The organism is Burkholderia sp. KJ006, assembly GCF_000262695.1.
GTDB classification, from domain to species: Bacteria; Pseudomonadota; Gammaproteobacteria; order Burkholderiales; family Burkholderiaceae; genus Burkholderia; species Burkholderia vietnamiensis.
The window spans coordinates 1,266,862-1,285,300 of sequence record NC_017921.1; the positions used below are offsets into that span (position 1 = coordinate 1,266,862).

The 18,439-nt window shown below is 67.6% G+C and carries 15 protein-coding genes; 5 read left to right on the forward strand and 10 right to left on the reverse strand.

Annotated features, from left to right (window positions below; genetic code table 11):
- Positions 1-5: 5 nt before the first annotated feature.
- The 4 genes from MYA_RS19725 to sapR form a co-directional block, all read right to left on the reverse strand.
- On the reverse strand, positions 6-1,076 hold the full coding sequence (locus tag MYA_RS19725; RefSeq protein WP_014724756.1) for an ABC transporter permease: 1,071 nt from the start codon (positions 1,074-1,076) through the stop codon (positions 6-8).
- 10 nt (positions 1,077-1,086) lie between these two features.
- Positions 1,087-2,688, reverse strand: a complete 1,602-nt coding sequence (locus MYA_RS19730) for an ABC transporter substrate-binding protein (protein ID WP_011882390.1) — start codon at positions 2,686-2,688, stop codon at positions 1,087-1,089.
- Between the two features lie 73 nt (positions 2,689-2,761).
- Complete coding sequence (gene ddpX, locus MYA_RS19735) at positions 2,762-3,325, reverse strand: D-alanyl-D-alanine dipeptidase (RefSeq protein WP_014724757.1); 564 nt, start codon at positions 3,323-3,325, stop codon at positions 2,762-2,764.
- A 16-nt stretch (positions 3,326-3,341) separates the two neighbouring features.
- Positions 3,342-4,232: a sap1 transcriptional regulator SapR gene (sapR, locus tag MYA_RS19740; RefSeq protein WP_034195142.1), complete on the reverse strand. Its 891-nt coding sequence runs from the start codon at positions 4,230-4,232 to the stop codon at positions 3,342-3,344.
- Between the two features lie 255 nt (positions 4,233-4,487).
- Here sapR and MYA_RS19745 point away from each other — a divergent pair, with 255 nt between their 5' ends.
- The 4 genes from MYA_RS19745 to MYA_RS19760 all read left to right on the forward strand — a co-directional run bounded on the left by MYA_RS19745 (position 4,488) and on the right by MYA_RS19760 (position 9,047).
- Entirely contained in the window at positions 4,488-4,736 is a 249-nt protein-coding gene (locus tag MYA_RS19745; RefSeq protein ID WP_011882387.1) for a helix-turn-helix domain-containing protein, read from the forward strand.
- A gap of 3 nt (positions 4,737-4,739) precedes the next feature.
- Positions 4,740-6,074: a type II toxin-antitoxin system HipA family toxin gene (locus MYA_RS19750; RefSeq protein ID WP_014724758.1), complete on the forward strand. Its 1,335-nt coding sequence runs from the start codon at positions 4,740-4,742 to the stop codon at positions 6,072-6,074.
- A 314-nt stretch (positions 6,075-6,388) separates the two neighbouring features.
- Positions 6,389-7,645: an oxalate decarboxylase family bicupin gene (locus tag MYA_RS19755; RefSeq protein WP_041494109.1), complete on the forward strand. Its 1,257-nt coding sequence runs from the start codon at positions 6,389-6,391 to the stop codon at positions 7,643-7,645.
- Positions 7,646-7,739: 94 nt separating this feature from the next.
- Positions 7,740-9,047: an Nramp family divalent metal transporter gene (locus MYA_RS19760; protein ID WP_014724760.1), complete on the forward strand. Its 1,308-nt coding sequence runs from the start codon at positions 7,740-7,742 to the stop codon at positions 9,045-9,047.
- A gap of 232 nt (positions 9,048-9,279) precedes the next feature.
- Here MYA_RS19760 and MYA_RS19765 read toward each other — a convergent pair whose 3' ends face one another.
- The 4 genes from MYA_RS19765 to MYA_RS19780 all read right to left on the reverse strand — a co-directional run bounded on the left by MYA_RS19765 (position 9,280) and on the right by MYA_RS19780 (position 14,765).
- The gene (locus tag MYA_RS19765) at positions 9,280-10,869 is read right to left on the reverse strand and encodes an ABC transporter substrate-binding protein (protein WP_011882383.1); all 1,590 of its coding nucleotides are present in this window, start codon (positions 10,867-10,869) and stop codon (positions 9,280-9,282) included.
- Between the two features lie 103 nt (positions 10,870-10,972).
- A complete protein-coding gene (locus tag MYA_RS19770; RefSeq protein WP_011882382.1) occupies positions 10,973-11,305 on the reverse strand; it encodes a hypothetical protein in 333 nt (110 codons plus the stop codon).
- Positions 11,306-11,507: 202 nt separating this feature from the next.
- Positions 11,508-12,428, reverse strand: coding sequence for a bestrophin family protein (locus MYA_RS19775; protein WP_014724763.1), 921 nt, complete (start codon positions 12,426-12,428; stop codon positions 11,508-11,510).
- Positions 12,429-12,440: 12 nt separating this feature from the next.
- A complete protein-coding gene (locus tag MYA_RS19780; protein ID WP_014724764.1) occupies positions 12,441-14,765 on the reverse strand; it encodes an FdhF/YdeP family oxidoreductase in 2,325 nt (774 codons plus the stop codon).
- A gap of 162 nt (positions 14,766-14,927) precedes the next feature.
- Between MYA_RS19780 and MYA_RS19785 the strand changes: the two genes are divergently transcribed.
- Positions 14,928-16,349, forward strand: a complete 1,422-nt coding sequence (locus MYA_RS19785) for an aminotransferase-like domain-containing protein (RefSeq protein ID WP_014724765.1) — start codon at positions 14,928-14,930, stop codon at positions 16,347-16,349.
- A gap of 76 nt (positions 16,350-16,425) precedes the next feature.
- Here the strand turns inward: MYA_RS19785 and MYA_RS19790 are convergent, their stop codons facing one another.
- Complete coding sequence (locus MYA_RS19790; RefSeq protein ID WP_085954521.1) at positions 16,426-17,808, reverse strand: DHA2 family efflux MFS transporter permease subunit; 1,383 nt, start codon at positions 17,806-17,808, stop codon at positions 16,426-16,428.
- Positions 17,809-17,861: 53 nt separating this feature from the next.
- Positions 17,862-18,425 (reverse strand): isochorismatase family protein, encoded by a 564-nt coding sequence (locus MYA_RS19795; protein ID WP_011882377.1) that lies wholly within the window; start codon positions 18,423-18,425, stop codon positions 17,862-17,864.
- Between the last annotated feature and the right edge of the window lie 14 nt (positions 18,426-18,439).

The following is an 18,439-nucleotide window of genomic DNA, read 5'->3' on the forward strand; positions in this document are numbered from 1 at the left end:
GGCCCTCAGCGCGCACGCGGATCGAACACGCGATACAGCGCGTCGGTCAGCAGGTTGACGGTGATGAACATCGCGCCGATCACGAGCGTCGCGCCGAGCACCGCGCTCATGTCGGCATTCAGCAGCGCGCCGGTCAGGTACGAGCCGAGGCCCGGCCACGCGAACACGATCTCGGTCAGCACCGAGCCCTCGAGCAGGTTGCTGTAGGTCAGCGCGATCACGGTGAGCAGCGGCACCGCGATGTTGCCGAACGCGTGCCGCCAGATCACGCGCCGCTCCGACAGCCCCTTCGCACGCGCGGTGACGATGTATTCCTGGCTCAGCTGGTCGAGCATGAACGAGCGCGTCATCCGGCTCAGATACGCGACCGAGTAATAGCCGAGGATCGCGGCCGGCAGCGCGATGTGCGACACCGCGTTGCGGAACACGTCCCATTCGCCCGCGAGCGCCGAGTCGATCAGCAGGCTGCCGGTGCGCGGGTCGACCATGCCGTCGTACACGGGATCGAGCCGGCCGGGGCCGGCCACCCAGTGCAGCCGCGCATAGAACAGCAGCAGCCCCATCAGCCCGAGCCAGAACACCGGCACCGAGTTGCCGATCAACCCGACGAAGCGCGCGATGTGGTCGACCGGCCGGTTGTGCCGGACCGCGGCCACGACGCCGAGCGGCACGCCGAGCGCGATGCCGATCAACGTCGCGATGGTCGCGAGCTCGAGCGTCGCGGGGAACACACGGCGGATGTCGTCGAGCACGGGGTTCGACGTCAGCAGCGAGATCCCGAGATTGCCGTGCAGCACGTCGCGCACGTAGATCAGGAACTGCGTCGCGAGCGGCTTGTCGAGGCCGAGCGCGATGCGCTCGGCCGCGTAAGCGTCGGCCGACGCGCGATCGCCGAGGATCGCGAGCACGGGGTCGATCGGCACCTTGCGCCCGATCACGAACGTCAGCGCGAGCAGCCCCGCGAACGTGACGGCGAGCGTGAGCGCCCAGCGCAGCACGCGCAGCGCCCAGCGTACGGCCGGGCGTCGCGCGGGCAGCGTGCGCAGCGCTTCGAGGGAGGAGACGGGAGTCGACATGCGGCGAGTGTTATTGCTTCTTCAGGTTACGGTACGACACGAGATCGTTGATCGGCCCGACTTCGAGCCCGCTCACGCCCGGCCGCGTCGCGACCTGCGCGACCTTCTCGAACATGATCACGAACGGCGAGCGCGCGAGCATCGCCTTCTGCATCGCCTGATAGCGCTGCGCGCGTTGCGCGGCAGTGGGTTCGGCGAGCGCGGCGTCGGTGTCCTTCGTCAGTTGAGGAATGTCCCAGCTGTTGCGCCAGGCGAGCATTTTATAGCTCGACTTGTCGGAGTTGTCGGGGTTCCAGGCGAAACCCTGCGCGTTGCTGTGCGGATCGATGTAGTCGGCCGACCATTCGCCGATGTAGATGTCGTGCTGGCGTGCGCGGTACTTCGCGAGCGTCTGCTTGTTGTCGCCCGGAATCAGCTGCACCTTGACGCCCGCCTGCGCGAAGTTGGCCTGCACGGCCTGCGCGATCTCGGTGTACGGATAGTCGTTGCGCACGTCCATCGTCACCGAGAAGCCGTTCGGCACGCCGGCCTTCGCGAGCAGCGCCTTCGCCTTCGCGACGTCGAGCTTGTACGGGTTCGAATTGAGCGTGCCGAGGAAGCCTTCCGGCAGGAAGGTCTGGTGCACCTTGTAGGTCGTCTTGACGACGTTGGCCTGGATGCCGGAATAGTCGACCAGCCATTTCAGCGCTTCCTGCACCTCCGGCTTCGCGAGCGTCGGGTTCTTCGTGTTCAGGCCCAGGTACAGCAGCGTCGCCTGCGGCGAGGCCGCGACCTTTGCCTTGCCCGACTTCACGACCGACGCGAGATCGTCGGGGCTCAGGTCGCGCGCCGCATCGACGTCGCCGTTCTCCAGCAGCAGGCGCTGGCTTGCCGCTTCCGGCACGTGGCGCAGCACGATGCGCTTCATCGCGAGCGGCAGCCGGTAGCCGTCGAAGCGTTGCAGCACGATGCTGTCGCCAGCCGTCCACTTGACGAGCCGGTATGCGCCGGAGCCGGCCTCGTTGGTCTTCAGCCACGCGTTGCCGAAGTCGTTGCCCTGCTGGTGCGACAGCAGCAGCTTGCGGTCCAGCACCGACGCCGGCCACGAGCCGAGCACGTTCAGCACGAAGGTCGGCGCGTATTTCTGGTCGGTCGTGATCGACACCGTCTGGTCGTCGAGCTTCTTCACGTTCGCCGCGACGTTCGCCTTCGTGAGGCCGATGCCGGTGAGCACGGCCGCCGGCCCCTTGTCGAGCAGCACCGTGCGCTGGATCGACCACGCGACGTCGTCGGCGGTCAGCGGATTGCCCGAGTGGAACTTCAGGCCCGTGCGCAGCTTGAACGTATAGGTCAGCCCGTCGGCGCTGACCGTCCACGATTGCGCGACGTCGCCGTTGAATTTCGACGGGTCGCGCAGGTCCACGCGCACGAGGCGATCGTAGGTGTTCGCCACGTATTCCTCGGGCACCAGCTCGTAGATCTCGCCGGGGTCGAGCGTCGTGAATTCGTCGAGCAGCGTCGCCATCACGAACATGTCCTTCGGCGTGGCCGCGTGCGCGGCGCGAAGCGGAACGGCGGCGAGAACGGACGCGGCGGCGAGCGCCGCGACGAGCCGGGAGATCGGGAGTTTCATGGGCGCTTCTCCATCTTTCGTTGAAGTCGTTGAAGTCGTTGCACGTGCATCGAAACGGCGGCGTGCCTCGCCGCTACATCAGTTGCCACGGGCCGCTCGCGGCGTTGTCGATCTGCGGCAACGCGCGTGAGCCGGGCAATTCGTAATGCCACCACTCGCTGTCGATATGCGCGAAGCCGGCCGCGTGCATCACGCCGAGCAGCAGCAGCCGGTTACGCTGCACGTGCTCGGGCAGCCCCGCATGGAAGTGGCCCGACGCGGCCACCATCTCGTCGAAGCCGGTGCCCATGTCGAGCGGCGCGCCGTCCGCGCCGACCAGCGTCAGGTCGAGCGCGGTGCCGCGGCTGTGGTTCGAGCCGCGGCCGAGGTCGGCGACGAAGTTCGGATCGGGCAGGAAATCCCACAACACCTGCTGCGCCTGCGGCGGCCGATACGCGTCGTAGATGCGCAGCGTGAAGCCGGCCTGCGCGGCGACGTCGATCGCGCGACGCAGCGCGGCTTCCGCCGGTTCGAGCAGCAGGCAGTGCGTGTGGCGGTAGATCGGCTTGCCGGTCAGGTTGCGCGCGCTCGCGTAGACGAGATCGATCTCGACGCGATGCGTGGCGGGGGTGATTTCGACGAGGCGGTGAGGGTTCATCGGCGGTCCGGTTCGCTCAGGATTCGAATTGGTCGAACGTGCGCTGCAACTCGCGGTTGCGCGCGACGCGCCGGTCGATCGCCGGACCGAGGCGATCGACCACCGCGGTGATCAGCAGGTTGAACAGGCAGGTGAGCGGCGCGAGCGAATCCCAGAACTGGCCGACGTCGGTCTTCACCTGCAGCAGGTCGGCCGGCCATTCGCGCGCCCACGGGCAATACAGGTCGGTGACCAGCGCGAACGGCTGGCCGCGCTCGGCGGCTGCCTGGCAATAGCGGCGCGCGCTGCGCGAATACGCGCGCGTGTCGGTGACGATGCAGTACGGCCGCTCGAATTCGGAGTTCAGCGAATCGACGTACGAGCCCGACTGGCCGTCGGAATAGAACACGCGCGGGCGCAGGTATTCGAGGTAGCTGCTGAATGCGTTGCTGATGCCGCGCGTCGACTGGATGCCGAGGATGAACACCGCGTCGGCGTCGGCGATGCGGTCCGCGACCTGCGCGAACACCGGTTCTTCGGCAAGCCGGTACACGTGGCGGATCGCGTCGAGCTCGCGCTCGAGCGATGCGGCGAGCGGGCTGCCGCTACGATCGCCGTCGCGCGCGTCGGCGGTCGCAGGCGCGGCGGCGGCGCGGCGGTACTCGTCGAGCCGGTCGGTGATCATCCATGGGCGATCGTTGCCGCCGCCGCGCAGTTCGCGTTTCAGGTCGTCGAGGTTCCGGTAGCCGATGCTGCGCAGGAAGCGTCCGACCGAGATGCCGCTGGTGCCGGTCTGCTGCGCGATCTGGTCGGCGGTTTCGAGGCCGAGCCGATCGAGGTTCGCGAGCATGTAGCTGGCGATGCGTTTTGCGGTCGGCGTCAGCTCGGCAAAGTGCGATTCGACGGTGTGGGCGAACGTGCAGGTCATCGAAATGTTAGATCGCTGTCATTTGATGATTAGATGTCATATATCTGACAAAGCCAAAATCATGAGCGCCAGCGAATAAAAACTATGGACGGACGAGGGGTGATAGGGGTTGGCATACGTGCTACGGCCGGCAGCAGCGCTCTGCAGTGTGAAAATATTACTGACAGGAATACTTTGCGTTTATGCCTGTTAGAAATAATTTACGTTTATGCCTGTCAGAGATATACTGCATAGATTGCATCCAGGACGCCCGCCGTGAATCTCATCGTCAATACCCCTGCTCAACTGGGCGAAATCCTGTCGTCCGCGCGTCAGGCCAAGGGGCTGACGCAAGCCGAGGCGGCGGCACGCATCGGCGTCGGCCAATCGCGCCTGTCGTCGCTGGAAACGATCCGCACCGAAAGCCTGTCGCTCAAGCAGTTGCTCGAATTGACCGCGCTGTACGGTCTCGAGCTCAGCATCCGCACGAAGGACGGGCGCGACGCTGCCGACGTCGAGTGGTAATCGATGGGACGCAAATCGCACAGCCGCGCGCTATCGATCTGGGCCAATGGCGTGCGGGTCGGAATCTGGCGGATTCCCCCGCGCGGCGACATGGAACTGCTGTACGACGCCGGCTGGAAACAGTCGGATGCCGGCCGCCCGCTGTCGCTGTCGCTGCCGTTCGGCATCGGTCCTGCGCCGTTGCGCGGCGAGCGCGTGAATCACTACTTCGACAACCTGCTGCCCGACAGCGACGCGATCCGGCGCCGGCTTGCGTCGCGGTTCGGCACGGCGACGACCGAGCCGTTCGATCTGCTCGCCGCACTCGGCCGGGACTGCGTCGGCGCGGTGCAGTTGCTCGGCGAGGATGAAACGCCGACCGGCCATGACCGGATCGACGGTACGCCGTTGTCCGACGACGACGTGGCGCGCGTGCTCGATCAGGCGAGCGGGGCGGCGGGCGGTGCGCAGGACGACGACGACTTCCGCCTGTCGCTGGCCGGCGCGCAGGAAAAGACCGCGCTGCTGTTTCACGACGGGCGCTGGATGCGTCCGCATGGCTCGACGCCGACCACGCATATCCTCAAGTTGCCGCTCGGGCTGGTCGGCAACAAGCGTGCGGATCTGACGACATCCGTCGAAAACGAGTGGCTGTGCCTTGCGATCCTGCGCGCGTTCGGCCTGCCGACGGCGCATGCCGACATCCTGCGTTTCGGCGCACACAAGGTGCTGTCCGTCGCGCGCTTCGATCGCGCGCTGCATCGTGACGGCGGGTGGCTGTTGCGCTTGCCGCAAGAGGATTTTTGCCAGGCGCTCGGCGTGCCGCCGCATCTGAAATACGAATCGCAGGGCGGCCCCGGCGTGCCCGATCTGGCCGGCATCCTGCGCCGGTCGGAAACGGCGCAGGCCGACCTCGACACGCTGTTTACCGCGCTGGTGGTGTTCTGGATGCTCGCCGCGCCGGACGGGCATGCAAAGAACTTCAGCCTGCGCCTGCTGCCGGGCGGCCGCTTCCGTCTGACGCCGCTCTACGACGTGATGTCAATCTGGCCGGTCGAGGGGGACGGCGCGAACCAGTGGTCGTGGCACAAGGCGAAGCTCGCGATGGCCGTGCACGGCAAGCGCAAGCACTATGCGATGCGCGACATCACGCGTCGGCACTTCACTGCGATGGCGGAATATTGCCTGCTCGGCGATATCGCTACGCCGATCGTCGAACGACTCGTAGCGATGACGCCGCACGTGATCGAATCGGTCGGCGCGGCGCTGCCGGCCGGGTTTCCGGCGCGGATCGCCGAACGCATCCTCGGCGGATTGCGCTTCGCTGCGCAACGACTTGCCGACCTGCCGCGGGAGTGACCCGGCCGCCGTCCGGACTGAGCAGCTGAAAGCCGGCGCATTCGCACTTTCGCGTTCCCGTCGATGGCATCGAGCCGTCATCGCGCGGCGCGCATCCCGCTCTCTTTTTCTCGATATTCATCCGCTGCTGCATCGCAATAATTACAAAATTAAAGTCGATCAGTTTTATTCATTAATTCAGCTTAATAATTCATTTAATTTTTAGATGAATATGGATTTAACTTGCGTCACGGGATGTTCGATTTTCGATGATTCGAAAACGGCCGGTATTCCGTAATGGGAATTCTCTCGAATGTAAAAATGAAGAGGAAATCATGACGAATCTTTCTCGACGTAGAATGTTGACGAGTACGGCCGGCGCAATTGCCGCCGCGGGCATTGCGGTAACGGCGAAGGCCGCTTCGTTCGGTAACCCGGATAGCCCGCCGGAAGGCGCGGTGAATGCCCGCAACCGCCAGAGCCTGTCCGACCCGGGGCCTAAAAATCCGGCCATCGCCAATCAATTCCCGTCTTTTCAGGATCCGCCGGCCACCGATATCAACGGGATGCCGTTATTCTGGGCATCTTTCAATAATGCCCATAAACGCATTCAGAATGGCGGATGGGCGCGCGAAGTGACGCAGGACGATTTCGCGATTTCCGAAACCATTTCCGGCGTCAATATGCGGCTGACGCGCGGCGGCATTCGCGAGATGCACTGGCACCAGCAGGCCGAGTGGGCCATCATGCTCGACGGCCGTTGCCGGATCACGGTGCTCGACGAGCTCGGACGGCCGTCGGTGCAGGACGTCAAGACCGGCGATCTGTGGTATTTCCCGCCCGGCCTGCCACATTCGCTGCAGGGCCTCGGCAGCGACGGCGCCGAATTCCTGCTCGCCTTCGATAACGGTCGCGCGTCGGAATTCAACACGCTGTTGCTGACCGACTGGATCGCGCATACGCCGCCCGACGTGCTCGCGCTGAACTTCGGCGTGCCGGCCGACGCGTTCAAAAACGTGCCGCTCGACAACCTGTGGATCTTCCAGGGCGACGAACCGGGCCCGCTCGCGGACGCGCAGCGTGCGTCGGCCGCGTCGGCCGGTGCGCCGCCGCATCCGTTCGTGTTTTCGCTCGGCGACATGAAGCCGGTCAGGAAGACGCGCGGCGGCGAAGTGCGGATCGCGGACAGCACCAACTTCAACGTGTCGACGACCGTCGCGGCGGCGCTCGTCACCGTGCACCCGGGCGGCATGCGCGAGCTGCACTGGCACCCGAACGCCGACGAATGGCAGTACTACCTGCAAGGCGAAGCGCGGATGACCGTGTTCGACACGGGGCCGAAGGCGCAGACGGCCGACTTCCGCGCAGGCGACGTCGGCTATGTGAAGAAGAGCCTCGGTCACTACGTGCAGAACACCGGCCGCACCGATCTCGTGTTCCTCGAGATCTTCAAGGCCGACCGCTATGCAGAGGTGTCGTTGTCCGACTGGCTCGCGCACACGCCGCCGCAGCTCGTCGAAGCGCACCTGAACATCGCGCCGGACGTGATCGCGCAGTTCCCGCGCAATCGCCCCGACGTCGTGCCGCTGTAACGCCGCCAGCGTCCTGCCGTGGCCGGCATGCGGCTTGCTGGCCTGGCGGGCCGAACCCCGAATCGGTCCACTTCATTCGAACGGAATACTCACCATGATTCCTGTCCCGAGCAAAACCGCCGGCGGCTTCGCGCTGAACGGCCGGTCCGCCGAGCCCAGCGACGGCGCGGCGCGCGCCGCGCTGGAAGGGCGCCGCACCGGCGTCGCCGCGCTGCTGCCGTTCGTCGGCCCGGCCGTGATCGCGTCGATCGGCTACATGGACCCCGGCAACTTCGCGACCAACATCCAGGCCGGCGCCGCGTACGGCTACCGGCTGCTCTGGGTCGTGCTGGCCGCGAACGCGATCGCGATGCTGTTCCAGGCGATGTCGGCGAAGCTCGGCATCGTGACCGGCCGCAATCTCGCCGAGCTGTGCCGCGAGCGCTTCCCGGCGCCCGTCGTGTGGGGCATGTGGATCGCGTCGGAGATCGCCGCGATGGCGACCGATCTCGCCGAATTCCTCGGCGGCGCGCTCGCGTTCGGGCTGTTGTGCCACCTGTCGCTGTTCGCGGGGATGATCGCGACCGCGTTCGCAACCTGCGCGATCCTGGCGCTCGAAAAACGCGGCTTCCGGCCGCTGGAGGCCGCGATCGCGACGCTGGTCGGCGTGATCGGCGCGTGCTATCTCGGCGAACTGCTGATCGCGCCGCAGGACTGGCAGGCAGCCGCGTTCCATCTGGTGGTCCCGCAGATTCCGGACCATGCGGCGCTGACGATCGCAGTCGGCATCATCGGCGCGACGATCATGCCGCACACGCTGTATCTGCATTCGGGGCTCACGCAGGATCGCGCAGCGCCGCGCAACGACGCAGAGCGGCGGCGGCTCGTGCGTTTCTCGAACCGCGAGGTCGTGATCGCGCTGGGGCTCGCCGGGTTCGTGAATCTCGCGATGGTGATGATGGCGTCGTCGGCGTTTCACGCGATCGCGCCGGGCATGACCGACATCGGCGACGCCTATCACACGCTGATCCCGGTGCTCGGGCCGGCGGCCGGCGCGCTGTTTCTCGTCGCGCTGCTGACCTCCGGTGTGTCGAGCTCGGTGGTCGGCACGATGGCCGGGCAGGTCGTGATGCAGGGCTTCATCCGCCGCCGCATGTCGATCTGGCAGCGGCGCGCGGTGACGATCGCCCCCGCGTTCGCGGTGGTCGCGCTCGGCTGCGACGTCACGCGCGCGATGGTGGTCAGTCAGGTCGTACTGAGCTTCGTGCTGCCGATGCCGATGATCGCGCTGCTGATGCTGTCGGCGCGCACCGACGTGATGGGCGCTTACGCGATGCGGATGCCGCTGCGGATCGTCGCCGGCGCGGCGACGGTCGTGATCGTCGGGCTGAACGCGTACCTGGTATGGGCGGCATTCAATTGAACGCGATACGGGCGGGCAGCTTGCTGCTGCAGGTCCGGCGCTGCGCGGGAACGGCATGTGCATTTCGCACCACGGTCGGTCGTTGTCGTCGATCGCCACGCACACGGCGTGCCCGTTCCAATGCGCGTGTTCGTCCCGCGACGCGTACCGGGCGCGGTATCCGCGGCGATGCCGGTCGTTGAAGATCGCCGCCACGCGGCGCGCGGCGACGTGGCCGCGCCGGCGGCGACGATTACTTCGCGAGCGTCCGGTACGACACGAGGTCGTTGATCGGTCCGATCTCCGGCCCCGTCGTGCCGGGACGCGTCGCGACCTGCACGACCTTCTCGAACATGATGATGAACGGGGAGTTCGCGAGCACCGCCTTCTGCAGCGCTTCGTAGCGCTGCGCGCGCTTCGCCGGCGACGGCTCCACCAGCGCGGCCTCGGTGTCCTTCGTGAGCTGCGGGATGTCCCAGCTGTTGCGCCACGCAAGCATCTTCGTCTTCGACTGGTCCGAGTTGTCCGGATTCCACGCGAAGCCGCGCGCGTTGCTGTTCGGGTCCATGTAGTCGGGCGACCATTCGCCGATGAAGATGTCGTGCTGGCGTGCGCGGTACTTGCCGATCGCCTGCTTCGCGTCGCCGGGGATCAGCTTCACGCGGATGCCTGCTTGCGCGAAATTCGCCTGCAGCGCCTGCGCGATCTCGATGTACGGGTAATCGTTCGGCATGTCCATCGTCACGTCGAAGCCGTTCGGCAATCCGGCCTTCGCGAGCAGCGCCTTCGCCTTCGCGACGTCGAGCTTGTACGGATTCGATTTCAGCGTGCCGAGGAAGCCTTCCGGCAGGAAAGTCTGATGGACCTTGTAGGTGGTGCTGACGATGTTGCGCTGAATGCCGTCGTAATCGACGAGCCACTTCATCGCCTGCTGCACGTCGGGCTTCGCGAGGTTCGGGTTCTTCGTGTTCAGGCTCACGTACAGCAGCGCCGACACCGGCCACGACGCGATCCGGATCTTGCCGGCCTTGCTCAATGCGGCGAGGCTGTCGGGGCTCAGGTTGCGCGCGGCGTCGACGTCGCCGTTTTCGAGCAGCAGCCGCTGCGCGGACGCCTCCGGCACGTGGCGCAGCACGATGCGCTTCATCGGATACGGCGTGCGGTACTTGTCGAAACGCTGCAGCACGATGCTCTCGTTCGGCGTCCACTTGACGAGCTGGTACGGCCCGGAGCCCGCGTCGTTGGTCCTCAGCCAGCCGCTGCCGAAGTCGTTGCCCTGCTGATGCGACATCAGCAGCTTCTTGTCGAGCACCGACGCCGGGCACGCGCTGAGCACGTTCAGCACGAAGCTCGGTGCGTATTTGCGGTCGGTTTCGAGCACGAAGGTTTGCGGATCGACCGCGCGCACCTTTTGCATCACGTTCGCCTTCGTCAGGCCGAGATCGGCGAGCACGCCGGCCGGGCCCTTGTCGAGCAGCACCGTGCGTTGCAGCGACCACGCGACGTCGTCGGCGCTGACCGGGTTGCCCGAATGGAACGCGACGCCGGGCCGCAGCTTGAACGTGTAGGTCACGCCGTCGGCGCCGACCGTCCACGATTGCGCGATTTGCCCGTCGAAGCGCGTCGGATCCTTCAGGTCGACCCGCACGAGCCGCTCGTAGGTGTTCGCGACGTACTCGGACGGCACCAGCTCGTAGATTTCGCTCGGATCGAGCGTCGTGAATTCGCCGAGCTGGGTGGCGACGACGAAGATGCCGGGCGGCGTCGCGGCCTGCGCCGGCAGCGCCGGAACGAGTGCGACGAGCGCGGCGCTGACGAACAGGCGGGACAGCAGATGCTTCATGCGGGCTCCGTGGAAAGGCAATCGTGGTGCGATTCTCTCATCGACGCCGGCCCGGATGAAAATATTCGGCGGTGCGGGCGGACGCTTGCCGCCCGCGCGGCGCTCAGATCGCGCAGCGCGCGATCGCGAAGCGCATCGCTTCCTCCGCCGGCTCGCTGCCCGAGCCGCGCACGACCTTGATCACCGAGCCGTTGGCCGACGGCGTCAGCGTGACGAAGTAGGAGCGCGACCCGACGGTGATGTCGGTCACGCCGTTGTGCTGCGACCGCTCGGTGTCGGACAGGCGGTTGTCGAGGCAGCTCGCGATCGCATAGGCCGGGCGCGCCGACGACACGTAGATCATCGGCGCCGAGCCCGACGAAGCGGAGTCGGACGACGGCGCGGAGCCGCAGGCGGCGAGCAGGGCGGCGGGAAGGAGCAGCAGGAATCGTTTCATGGTCGGGATCGTCGTGCAGGTCGTGTCGGGGCCGGCGAGCGGGGGACGCGAAACGGGCGGCTTCGCGACGAAACCGCCGGCATCGCGCCGACGGTGACGGTCGACACGGCAGGCGGCTGGATTGACGTCGGAGTATACCTGCGGCATACGACGCGAGTTGACTGCTGAAACGATTCGATACAACCGGCGCGGCCGCATCACATCACGTGAGCCGATACGACGGCCCCGGCGTCAGCTCGTCCGGCAGCGGCTCCTGATTCAACTCGAGCAACGAGCGCTCGATCGTCCGCGCGATCGCATCGAGTGCCAGATGGTTCGGGCCGTCGCCGAACGGCTCGGCGATCGCATGAGCGATCGCGTCGAGCGCGATCAGCGTGTAGGCGACGAACACGGTGACGAACGGCGTCGCCGCGCCGATCGAGTCGACCAGACCGAACGGCAGCAGCGCGCAGTACGCATAGATGGTCCGGTGCAGCAGCACGTCGTAGGAGAACGGGATCGGCGTCGACGCGATGCGCTCGCAGCCGCTCACCATCGCCACGAGTTCGTCGAGCCGCGCATCGAGCATCCACAGCCGCGTCTCGGCGAGCTTGCCCGCGTCCGCCCGCGCGGCGAACGCGCCGCGCAGTTCATGGACGAGCGCGACCGGCGCGAAGCGCGCGGCGGCGATGCGCGCGCAGGCCTCGTCGTCGAGCCGCGCACGCAGGTCGGCCGCCGGATCGGTGCCGCGCAGCTGATGCTTGAGCGCATAGACGAACGCGACGACCTTGTGCACGAACGCGCGGCGCGCGGCCGCGTCGTCGCCGATCGCGCCGTAGCAGAGCGCCTGCGACACCAGTGTGCGCGTGGCGGTCAGCATGCCGCCCCACAGTTGCCGCCCTTCGCGGTAGCGTTCGTAGCTCGCGTTGTTGCGGAACCCTGCGAAGATCGCGAGCGTGAGGCCGATCAGCGTGAACGGCGTCGGATTCAGCGGCACCTTCTCGCCGAGCACGCGGCCGCCGCCCCACACTGCGACGAGGCTGATCGCGAGCGTCAGCACCAGTTGCGGCAGGATCGTCGGCAGCACCGAGCCGTTCCAGACGAGCAGCATCCGCAGCCAGTGTTCGCGCGGGCGAATGATCATCGCGGCGCTCCGTCAGGCGGCGGCCGCCGCCGGCGCCGCCGCGCGATGCAGCAGCACGGGCACCGACTTCGACGTCGGCGTGTTGCAGACGTCGCCGACGCTGTCGAGCGGCACCAGCGGGTTCGTTTCCGGGTAGTACGCGCCGATGCAGCCGCGCGGGATGTCGTATTCGACCAGCAGGAAGCCGTCGGCGCGGCGCACGATGCCGTCGTGCCAGACGGTCTCCATGTCGACCCATTCGCCGGCCTGCAGCCCGAGCATCGCGAGGTCGTCGCGGTTGACGAACACCACGCGGCGCTGGCCGTATACGCCGCGATAGCGGTCGTCGAGCCCGTAGACGGTCGTGTTGTACTGATCGTGCGAGCGCGTCGTCATCAGCGTCATCAGGCGTTCGCCGTGCAGCGCGCGGGCGCGCTGGATCGGCGTGTCGGCCGGCAGCGCGTGCGCGATGAAGTTCGCCTTGCCGGTCGGCGTCAGCCATTCGCGATCGCGCGACGCGACGCGCAGGTGGAAGCCGCCCGGCCGCGCGATGCGCGCGTTGTAATCGTGGAAGCCGTCGAAGGTCGCCTCGATCGCGTCGCGGATCTTCGCGTAGTCGTCCTTGTACGCGAGCCAGTCGATCGTGCCGCTGCCGAACAGCGCATGACCGAGGTGCGCGACGATCGCCGGCTCCGACATCAGGTTCGCCGAGGCCGGCTGGTTCATCCCGTACGACACGTGCACCATGCTCATCGAATCCTCGACCGTCACGCCTTGCGCTACGCCGTCCTGCAGGTCGATCTCGGTGCGGCCGAGCGTCGGCAGGATCAGCGCGTCGCGGCCGTGGATCAGGTGGCTGCGGTTCAGCTTCGTCGTGATGTGCACGGTCAGGTCGCAGCGGCGCATGCCTTCCCACGTGCGCGGCGTGTCGGGCGTCGCCATCGCGAAGTTGCCGCCGAGGCCGATCAGCACCTTCACGCGGCCGTCGCGCATCGCTTCGATCGTCTCGACGACGTCGTAGCCGTGCGCGCGCGGCGGCGCGAAGTCGAACACTTTGCCGAGCCGGTCGAGGAACGCCTGGGTCGGCTTTTCCTCGATGCCGACCGTGCGGTTGCCCTGCACGTTCGAATGGCCGCGCACCGGGCACAGGCCCGCGCCCGGCCGGCCGATGTTGCCGCGCATCAGCATCAGGTTGGTCAGCATCTGCACGGTCGCGACCGAGTGCTTGTGCTGCGTGATGCCCATTCCCCACGTCGCGATCACGCGTTCGCTGCGCGCGTAGCGCTGCGCGAGCGCGTCGATCTGCTCGTACGGCACGCCGCTTTCGGCGCTCAGCGCGGCCCAGCTTTCGTCGCGCAGATCGGCGGCGAACGCGTCGAAGCCGGCTGTGTGCGTGTCGATGAACGCGGTGTCGAGCACGCGCGGCGTACCGGCGGCGCGCGCGTCGTCGTCGAGTTCGAGCACGCGCTTCGCGATGCCCTTGAGCAGCGCGAAATCGCCGCCGATGGTCGGCTGGATGAACGTCGAGGCGATCTTCGTGCCCGACATCGTCAGCATTTCCAGCGGGCTTTGCGGATCGGCGAAGCGCTCGAGGCCGCGCTCTTTCAGCGGGTTGATCGACACGATGGTCGCGCCGCGCTTCGCGCATTCGCGCAGCTCGCCGAGCATGCGCGGATGATTGGTCGCCGGGTTCTGGCCGAAGATCAGCAGCAGGTCCGCATGCTCGAAATCGTCGAGCGTGACGGTGCCCTTGCCGACGCCGACCGACGCCGGCAGCCCGCGGCTCGTCGCCTCGTGGCACATGTTCGAGCAATCGGGGAAGTTGTTGGTGCCGTACCGCCGTACCAGCAGCTGGTACAGGAACGCGGCCTCGTTGCTGGCGCGCCCGGACGTGTAGAACGCGGCCTGGTTCGGGTCCGGCAGCGCGCGCAGGTGGCGCGCGATCAGCGCGAACGCGTCGTCCCAGGCGATCGGCACGTAATGATCGGTCTGCGCGTCGTACACCATTGGATCGGTCAGCCGGCCGTGCTGCTCGAGCTCGAAATCGGATTGCTCGAGCAGTTCGGTGACCGTGTGCGCGGCGAAGAACGCGGGCGTCACGCGCTTGCTGGTCGCTTCGGCGGCGACCGCCTTCACGCCGTTCTCGCAGAATTCGAACGTCGACGCGTGCTGGCGGTCCGGCCACGCGCAGCCGGGGCAGTCGAAGCCGTCCGGCTGGTTCTGGCGCAGCAGCGTGCGGTAGTTGCCGCCGGCGACCTTCTCCTTGATCAGGTTGATCGTGACGGCTTTCAGCGCGCCCCAGCCGGCGGCCGGGTGCGTATATGGTTCGATGCGCGCGGTGGCGGTTTTCTTTTTCATGATGCGTGTGTCGGGGTTGGTGCGTGCAGGGTACGCGCGGCGCCGTGACCGCTGTGTGTACACCTTCTCATATCAAAAAAGAGTACAGTTGCGGCCATTCGGGCCGTACGAGCCATTCGGGCCCGCGACGGCATCGTTGAAGGGAAGCTGAAAGGAGCGCGCGTGAAGCGATACGAACGACTCGCCGACGATCTCCAGGCGCAGATCGAGCGCGGCGTGTACCGGCCCGGCGAGCGCATTCCGTCGGTGCGGCAGGCGAGCCGGCAGCAACAGCTCAGCGTGACGACCGTGCTGCGCGCGTACCTCGTGCTGGAAAGCCGCGGGCTGATCGAAAGCCGGCCGCAGTCGGGCTATTTCGTGCGCGCGCGGGCCGCCGCGCCGGCCGACGCCGAGTTGCACGTGTCGACGCCGGCCGCCGAGCCGTCGGCCGTCGACGTGAGCCGGCTCGTGCTGTCGACGCTGCGCTCGATCGCGCGCGACGACGCCGTGCCGCTCGGCTCACCGTATCCCGACGCGTCGCATTTCCCGGTGCAGCGTCTCGCGCGCTACGCCCAGGCGATCGGGCGGCGCCGCACGCGCTGGGGCGTGATCGACGACTTGCCGCCCGGCAACCAGGAGCTGATCCGCCACATCGCGCGGCGCTATGCGGAGCGCGGCGTCGCGGTCGAGCCCGGCGAGATCGTGGTGACGATCGGCGCGACCGAAGCGATCAACCTGTGCCTGCAGGCCGTCGCGAAGCCGGGCGACACGATCGCGGTGGAGTCGCCGACCTTTTACGCGATGCTGCATGCGATCGAGCGGATGGGGATGCGCGCGCTCGAAGTGCCGACGCACCCGGGCGACGGCATCGATCTCGATGCGCTCGCACGGATCCTGGCGAGCGAGCGCATCGCCGCGTGCATGGTGATGCCGAATTTCCAGAATCCGCTCGGCTTCGAGATGTCCGACGCGCGCAAGCGCGCACTCGTCGAGCTGCTCGCGCAGCACGGCGTGCCGGCGATCGAGAACGACGTCTATCACGAGCTGCATTTCGGCGATACGACGCCGAGCGCGCTGAAGTCGTACGATCGCGACGGGCTCGTATTGCATTGCGCGTCGTTCACGAAGAGCCTGTCGCCGCGCTACCGGATCGGCTGGGCGATGCCGGGCCGCTATCGTGACCAGGTCGAGAAGCTCAAATTCCTGAACACGCTCGCGACGCCCGCCATCGAGCAACTCGCGATTGCCGAATACCTGAAGTACGACGGCTACGATTTCCATCTGCGGCGCATGCGCAAGCAGTATGCGCAGCAGGCGAGCGTGATGAGCGCGATGGTGCGGCGCTTCTTCCCCGAGGGCACGCGGCTGTCGCAACCGCGCGGCGGCTACGTGCTGTGGGTCGAGCTGGCGCCACAGGTCGACGCGATGAAGCTGTATGCGCTCGCGCTCGCGCAGCGCATCACGGTCGGGCCCGGCCATATGTTCTCGGCGAGCGGCAATTACCGGCACTTCATCCGGCTCAACTACAGCTACCCGTGGTCGCGGCAGATCGAGGAGGCGTTGAAGGTGCTCGGCCGGCTTGCGGCCGAATGCGCGGTGCGGTGAGCGGCGGGATGAGCGCGCGCTGTGCCGCGCCGCGCGATGGCGGGCGGCGGCCCGTTGCCGGCCGCTGCGTCGAACCTCAGCGCGTGCCGCCGGGCGGCCGTTCGCCCGCACCGCTTGCCCGCAGCGGCAGCCGCAGCGCCGTCGCGAAGCTCGCCGCATGCAATGCGCACAACAGGCCGAAGGCCCACGCGTACGCGACGCTCGGCGAGCCGCTCGTCGCCGTCTCGACGTGCAGCCGCCACGCGAGAAACAGCGTACAGAGCGTCGTGAAGGTCGGCCCGCCGAGGCGCTGCACGATATTCAGCGACGTCGTCGCCATCGGCAGGCTGCGCCGTTCGACCGACGCATACGCGGCGGAAATCGACGGCGTGCCGATCGCGCTCTGACCCATCCCGCGCAGAAACAGCGCGGGCATCAGCACGTCGCGATCGAAGCCGTGCAACGCGAGGTACGCGAACGGCAGCGTCGCGATCAGCGCGAGCAGCGCGCCGGCGGCGGCGACCCGCCGCACGCCGAACCGGCTCGTCAGCGCGCCCATCGACGGATAGGTGACGAGCATGCCGAGCCCGAGCGGTGCGAGCAGCCAACCGATCTCGCCGGGCGAGCGGCCGCACGCCTGGATCAGAAACACCGGAATCAACATCTGGCCCGCGTAGACCGCGCCGTTCGACAGGAACTGGGTGGCGGCGGCCGCGCCGAACACGCGCGAGCGAAACAGCGCGACGTCGATCAGCGCCCGTTCGCGCAGGCGCCGCTCGACACGCAGGAACGCGGCGAGCAGCAGCATCGCGGCCGCGACGGCGGCGATGCCGGGCGCGGCTTCGATCCGCTGCGCGCCGTACAGGAACAGCACGAGCGCCGGCGACAGCAGCGCGAGGCCGACCCAGTCGAGCGCGCGGCGCTGCGTCTCGTCGCGGTCGGCGGGCAGCAACCAGACGGCGAGCCCGAGCGCGAGCACGCCGACCGGCAGGTTCACGAGAAACAGCCAGCGCCACGAGGCGTGCTGCAGGACCGCGCCGGCGACGACCGGGCCGAGGAGCGGTGCGAGCAGAACCGGCACCGCCGCATAGCCGATCACGCGCGCCATCTGCTGGCCGGCCGCGCGCGCGATCATCATTTGCGCCATCGGCGCGAGCAGCCCGCCGCTGACGCCCTGCAGCACGCGGAACGCGATCAGCGACGCCGCCGACCACGCGAGCCCGCACAGCGCCGACGTCAACATGAACGCGGAGAAACACCACAGGTACAGCGCCTTCGCGCCGATGCGCCCGACCAGCCAGCCGTTCAGCGGCAACACCAGCGTGAGCGCGAGCAGGTAGCCGCTCGTCACCCATTGGATCGTCGACAGGCTCGCGTGCAGGTCGGTCGCGAGGCTCGACAGCGAGACGTTGACGATCGTCGCGTCGAGCTGCGACAGCAGCGAGCCGAGCGTCGCGACCGCGCTGACTTTCCAGACCATCGGATCGAGCGGGGCGGCCGGGCGGTTCTCCACCGGCTGCGCGTGTCGCTCGCTCACGCGTCGCGGCGCGCGAGCAGCGCGACGATGTCGCGCGTCGAACCCGTTTCGCCGAGGCGCGGAAACACCCGTTCGACGCTGTTCGCGTGCGCGTCGGCGCTGAGGTCGGTCATCGCGTCGACGGCGAGCGTCACGTTGTAGCCGAGGTCGTATGCCTGCCGCGCAGTCGATTCGACGCCGATGCTGGTCGCGATCCCGGCGAGCACGATCTGCGTGACGCCGGCGGCTTTCAGGTACGCGTCGAGATCGGTCGCGGTAAACGCGCCCCAGGTGTGCTTCGTCACGACATGGTCGCCCGGCTGACGGTCGAGCTCGGGCAGCAGTTCGGTCCAGTCGGGCGGCAGCGCCGCGGTGCGCGGCGGTTGTTGCGTGCGGCCCGGTGCGCCGCCCGCGACGTTGACGAGCACGACCGGCAGGCCGCGGCCGCGGAACGCGTCGAGCAGTTCGCGCGCGTGCGCGATCACCGTGGCGCTCGGATGGCAGGCCGGCAGCGCGACGATGCCTTTTTGCAGATCGATGACGACGAGCGCCGTGTTCGGGTCGAGCCGGGTCGTGCTCATGGTGTCGATGCTCC

Bases quoted from the DNA above. Each gene is read 5' to 3' on its own strand.
- MYA_RS19790 (WP_085954521.1), bottom strand. From the start codon at position 17,808: ATGGTCTGGAAAGTCAGCGCGGTCGCGACGCTCGGCTCGCTGCTGTCG.
- MYA_RS19780 (WP_014724764.1), bottom strand. From the start codon at position 14,765: ATGAAAAAGAAAACCGCCACCGCGCGCATCGAACCATATACGCACCCG.
- MYA_RS19760 (WP_014724760.1), top strand. From the start codon at position 7,740: ATGATTCCTGTCCCGAGCAAAACCGCCGGCGGCTTCGCGCTGAACGGC.
- MYA_RS19795 (WP_011882377.1), bottom strand. From the start codon at position 18,425: ATGAGCACGACCCGGCTCGACCCGAACACGGCGCTCGTCGTCATCGAT.
- MYA_RS19755 (WP_041494109.1), top strand. From the start codon at position 6,389: ATGACGAATCTTTCTCGACGTAGAATGTTGACGAGTACGGCCGGCGCA.
- MYA_RS19775 (WP_014724763.1), bottom strand. From the start codon at position 12,428: ATGATCATTCGCCCGCGCGAACACTGGCTGCGGATGCTGCTCGTCTGG.
- MYA_RS19765 (WP_011882383.1), bottom strand. From the start codon at position 10,869: ATGAAGCATCTGCTGTCCCGCCTGTTCGTCAGCGCCGCGCTCGTCGCA.
- sapR (WP_034195142.1), bottom strand. From the start codon at position 4,232: ATGACCTGCACGTTCGCCCACACCGTCGAATCGCACTTTGCCGAGCTG.
- MYA_RS19725 (WP_014724756.1), bottom strand. From the start codon at position 1,076: ATGTCGACTCCCGTCTCCTCCCTCGAAGCGCTGCGCACGCTGCCCGCG.
- MYA_RS19770 (WP_011882382.1), bottom strand. From the start codon at position 11,305: ATGAAACGATTCCTGCTGCTCCTTCCCGCCGCCCTGCTCGCCGCCTGC.
- MYA_RS19750 (WP_014724758.1), top strand. From the start codon at position 4,740: ATGGGACGCAAATCGCACAGCCGCGCGCTATCGATCTGGGCCAATGGC.
- ddpX (WP_014724757.1), bottom strand. From the start codon at position 3,325: ATGAACCCTCACCGCCTCGTCGAAATCACCCCCGCCACGCATCGCGTC.
- MYA_RS19730 (WP_011882390.1), bottom strand. From the start codon at position 2,688: ATGAAACTCCCGATCTCCCGGCTCGTCGCGGCGCTCGCCGCCGCGTCC.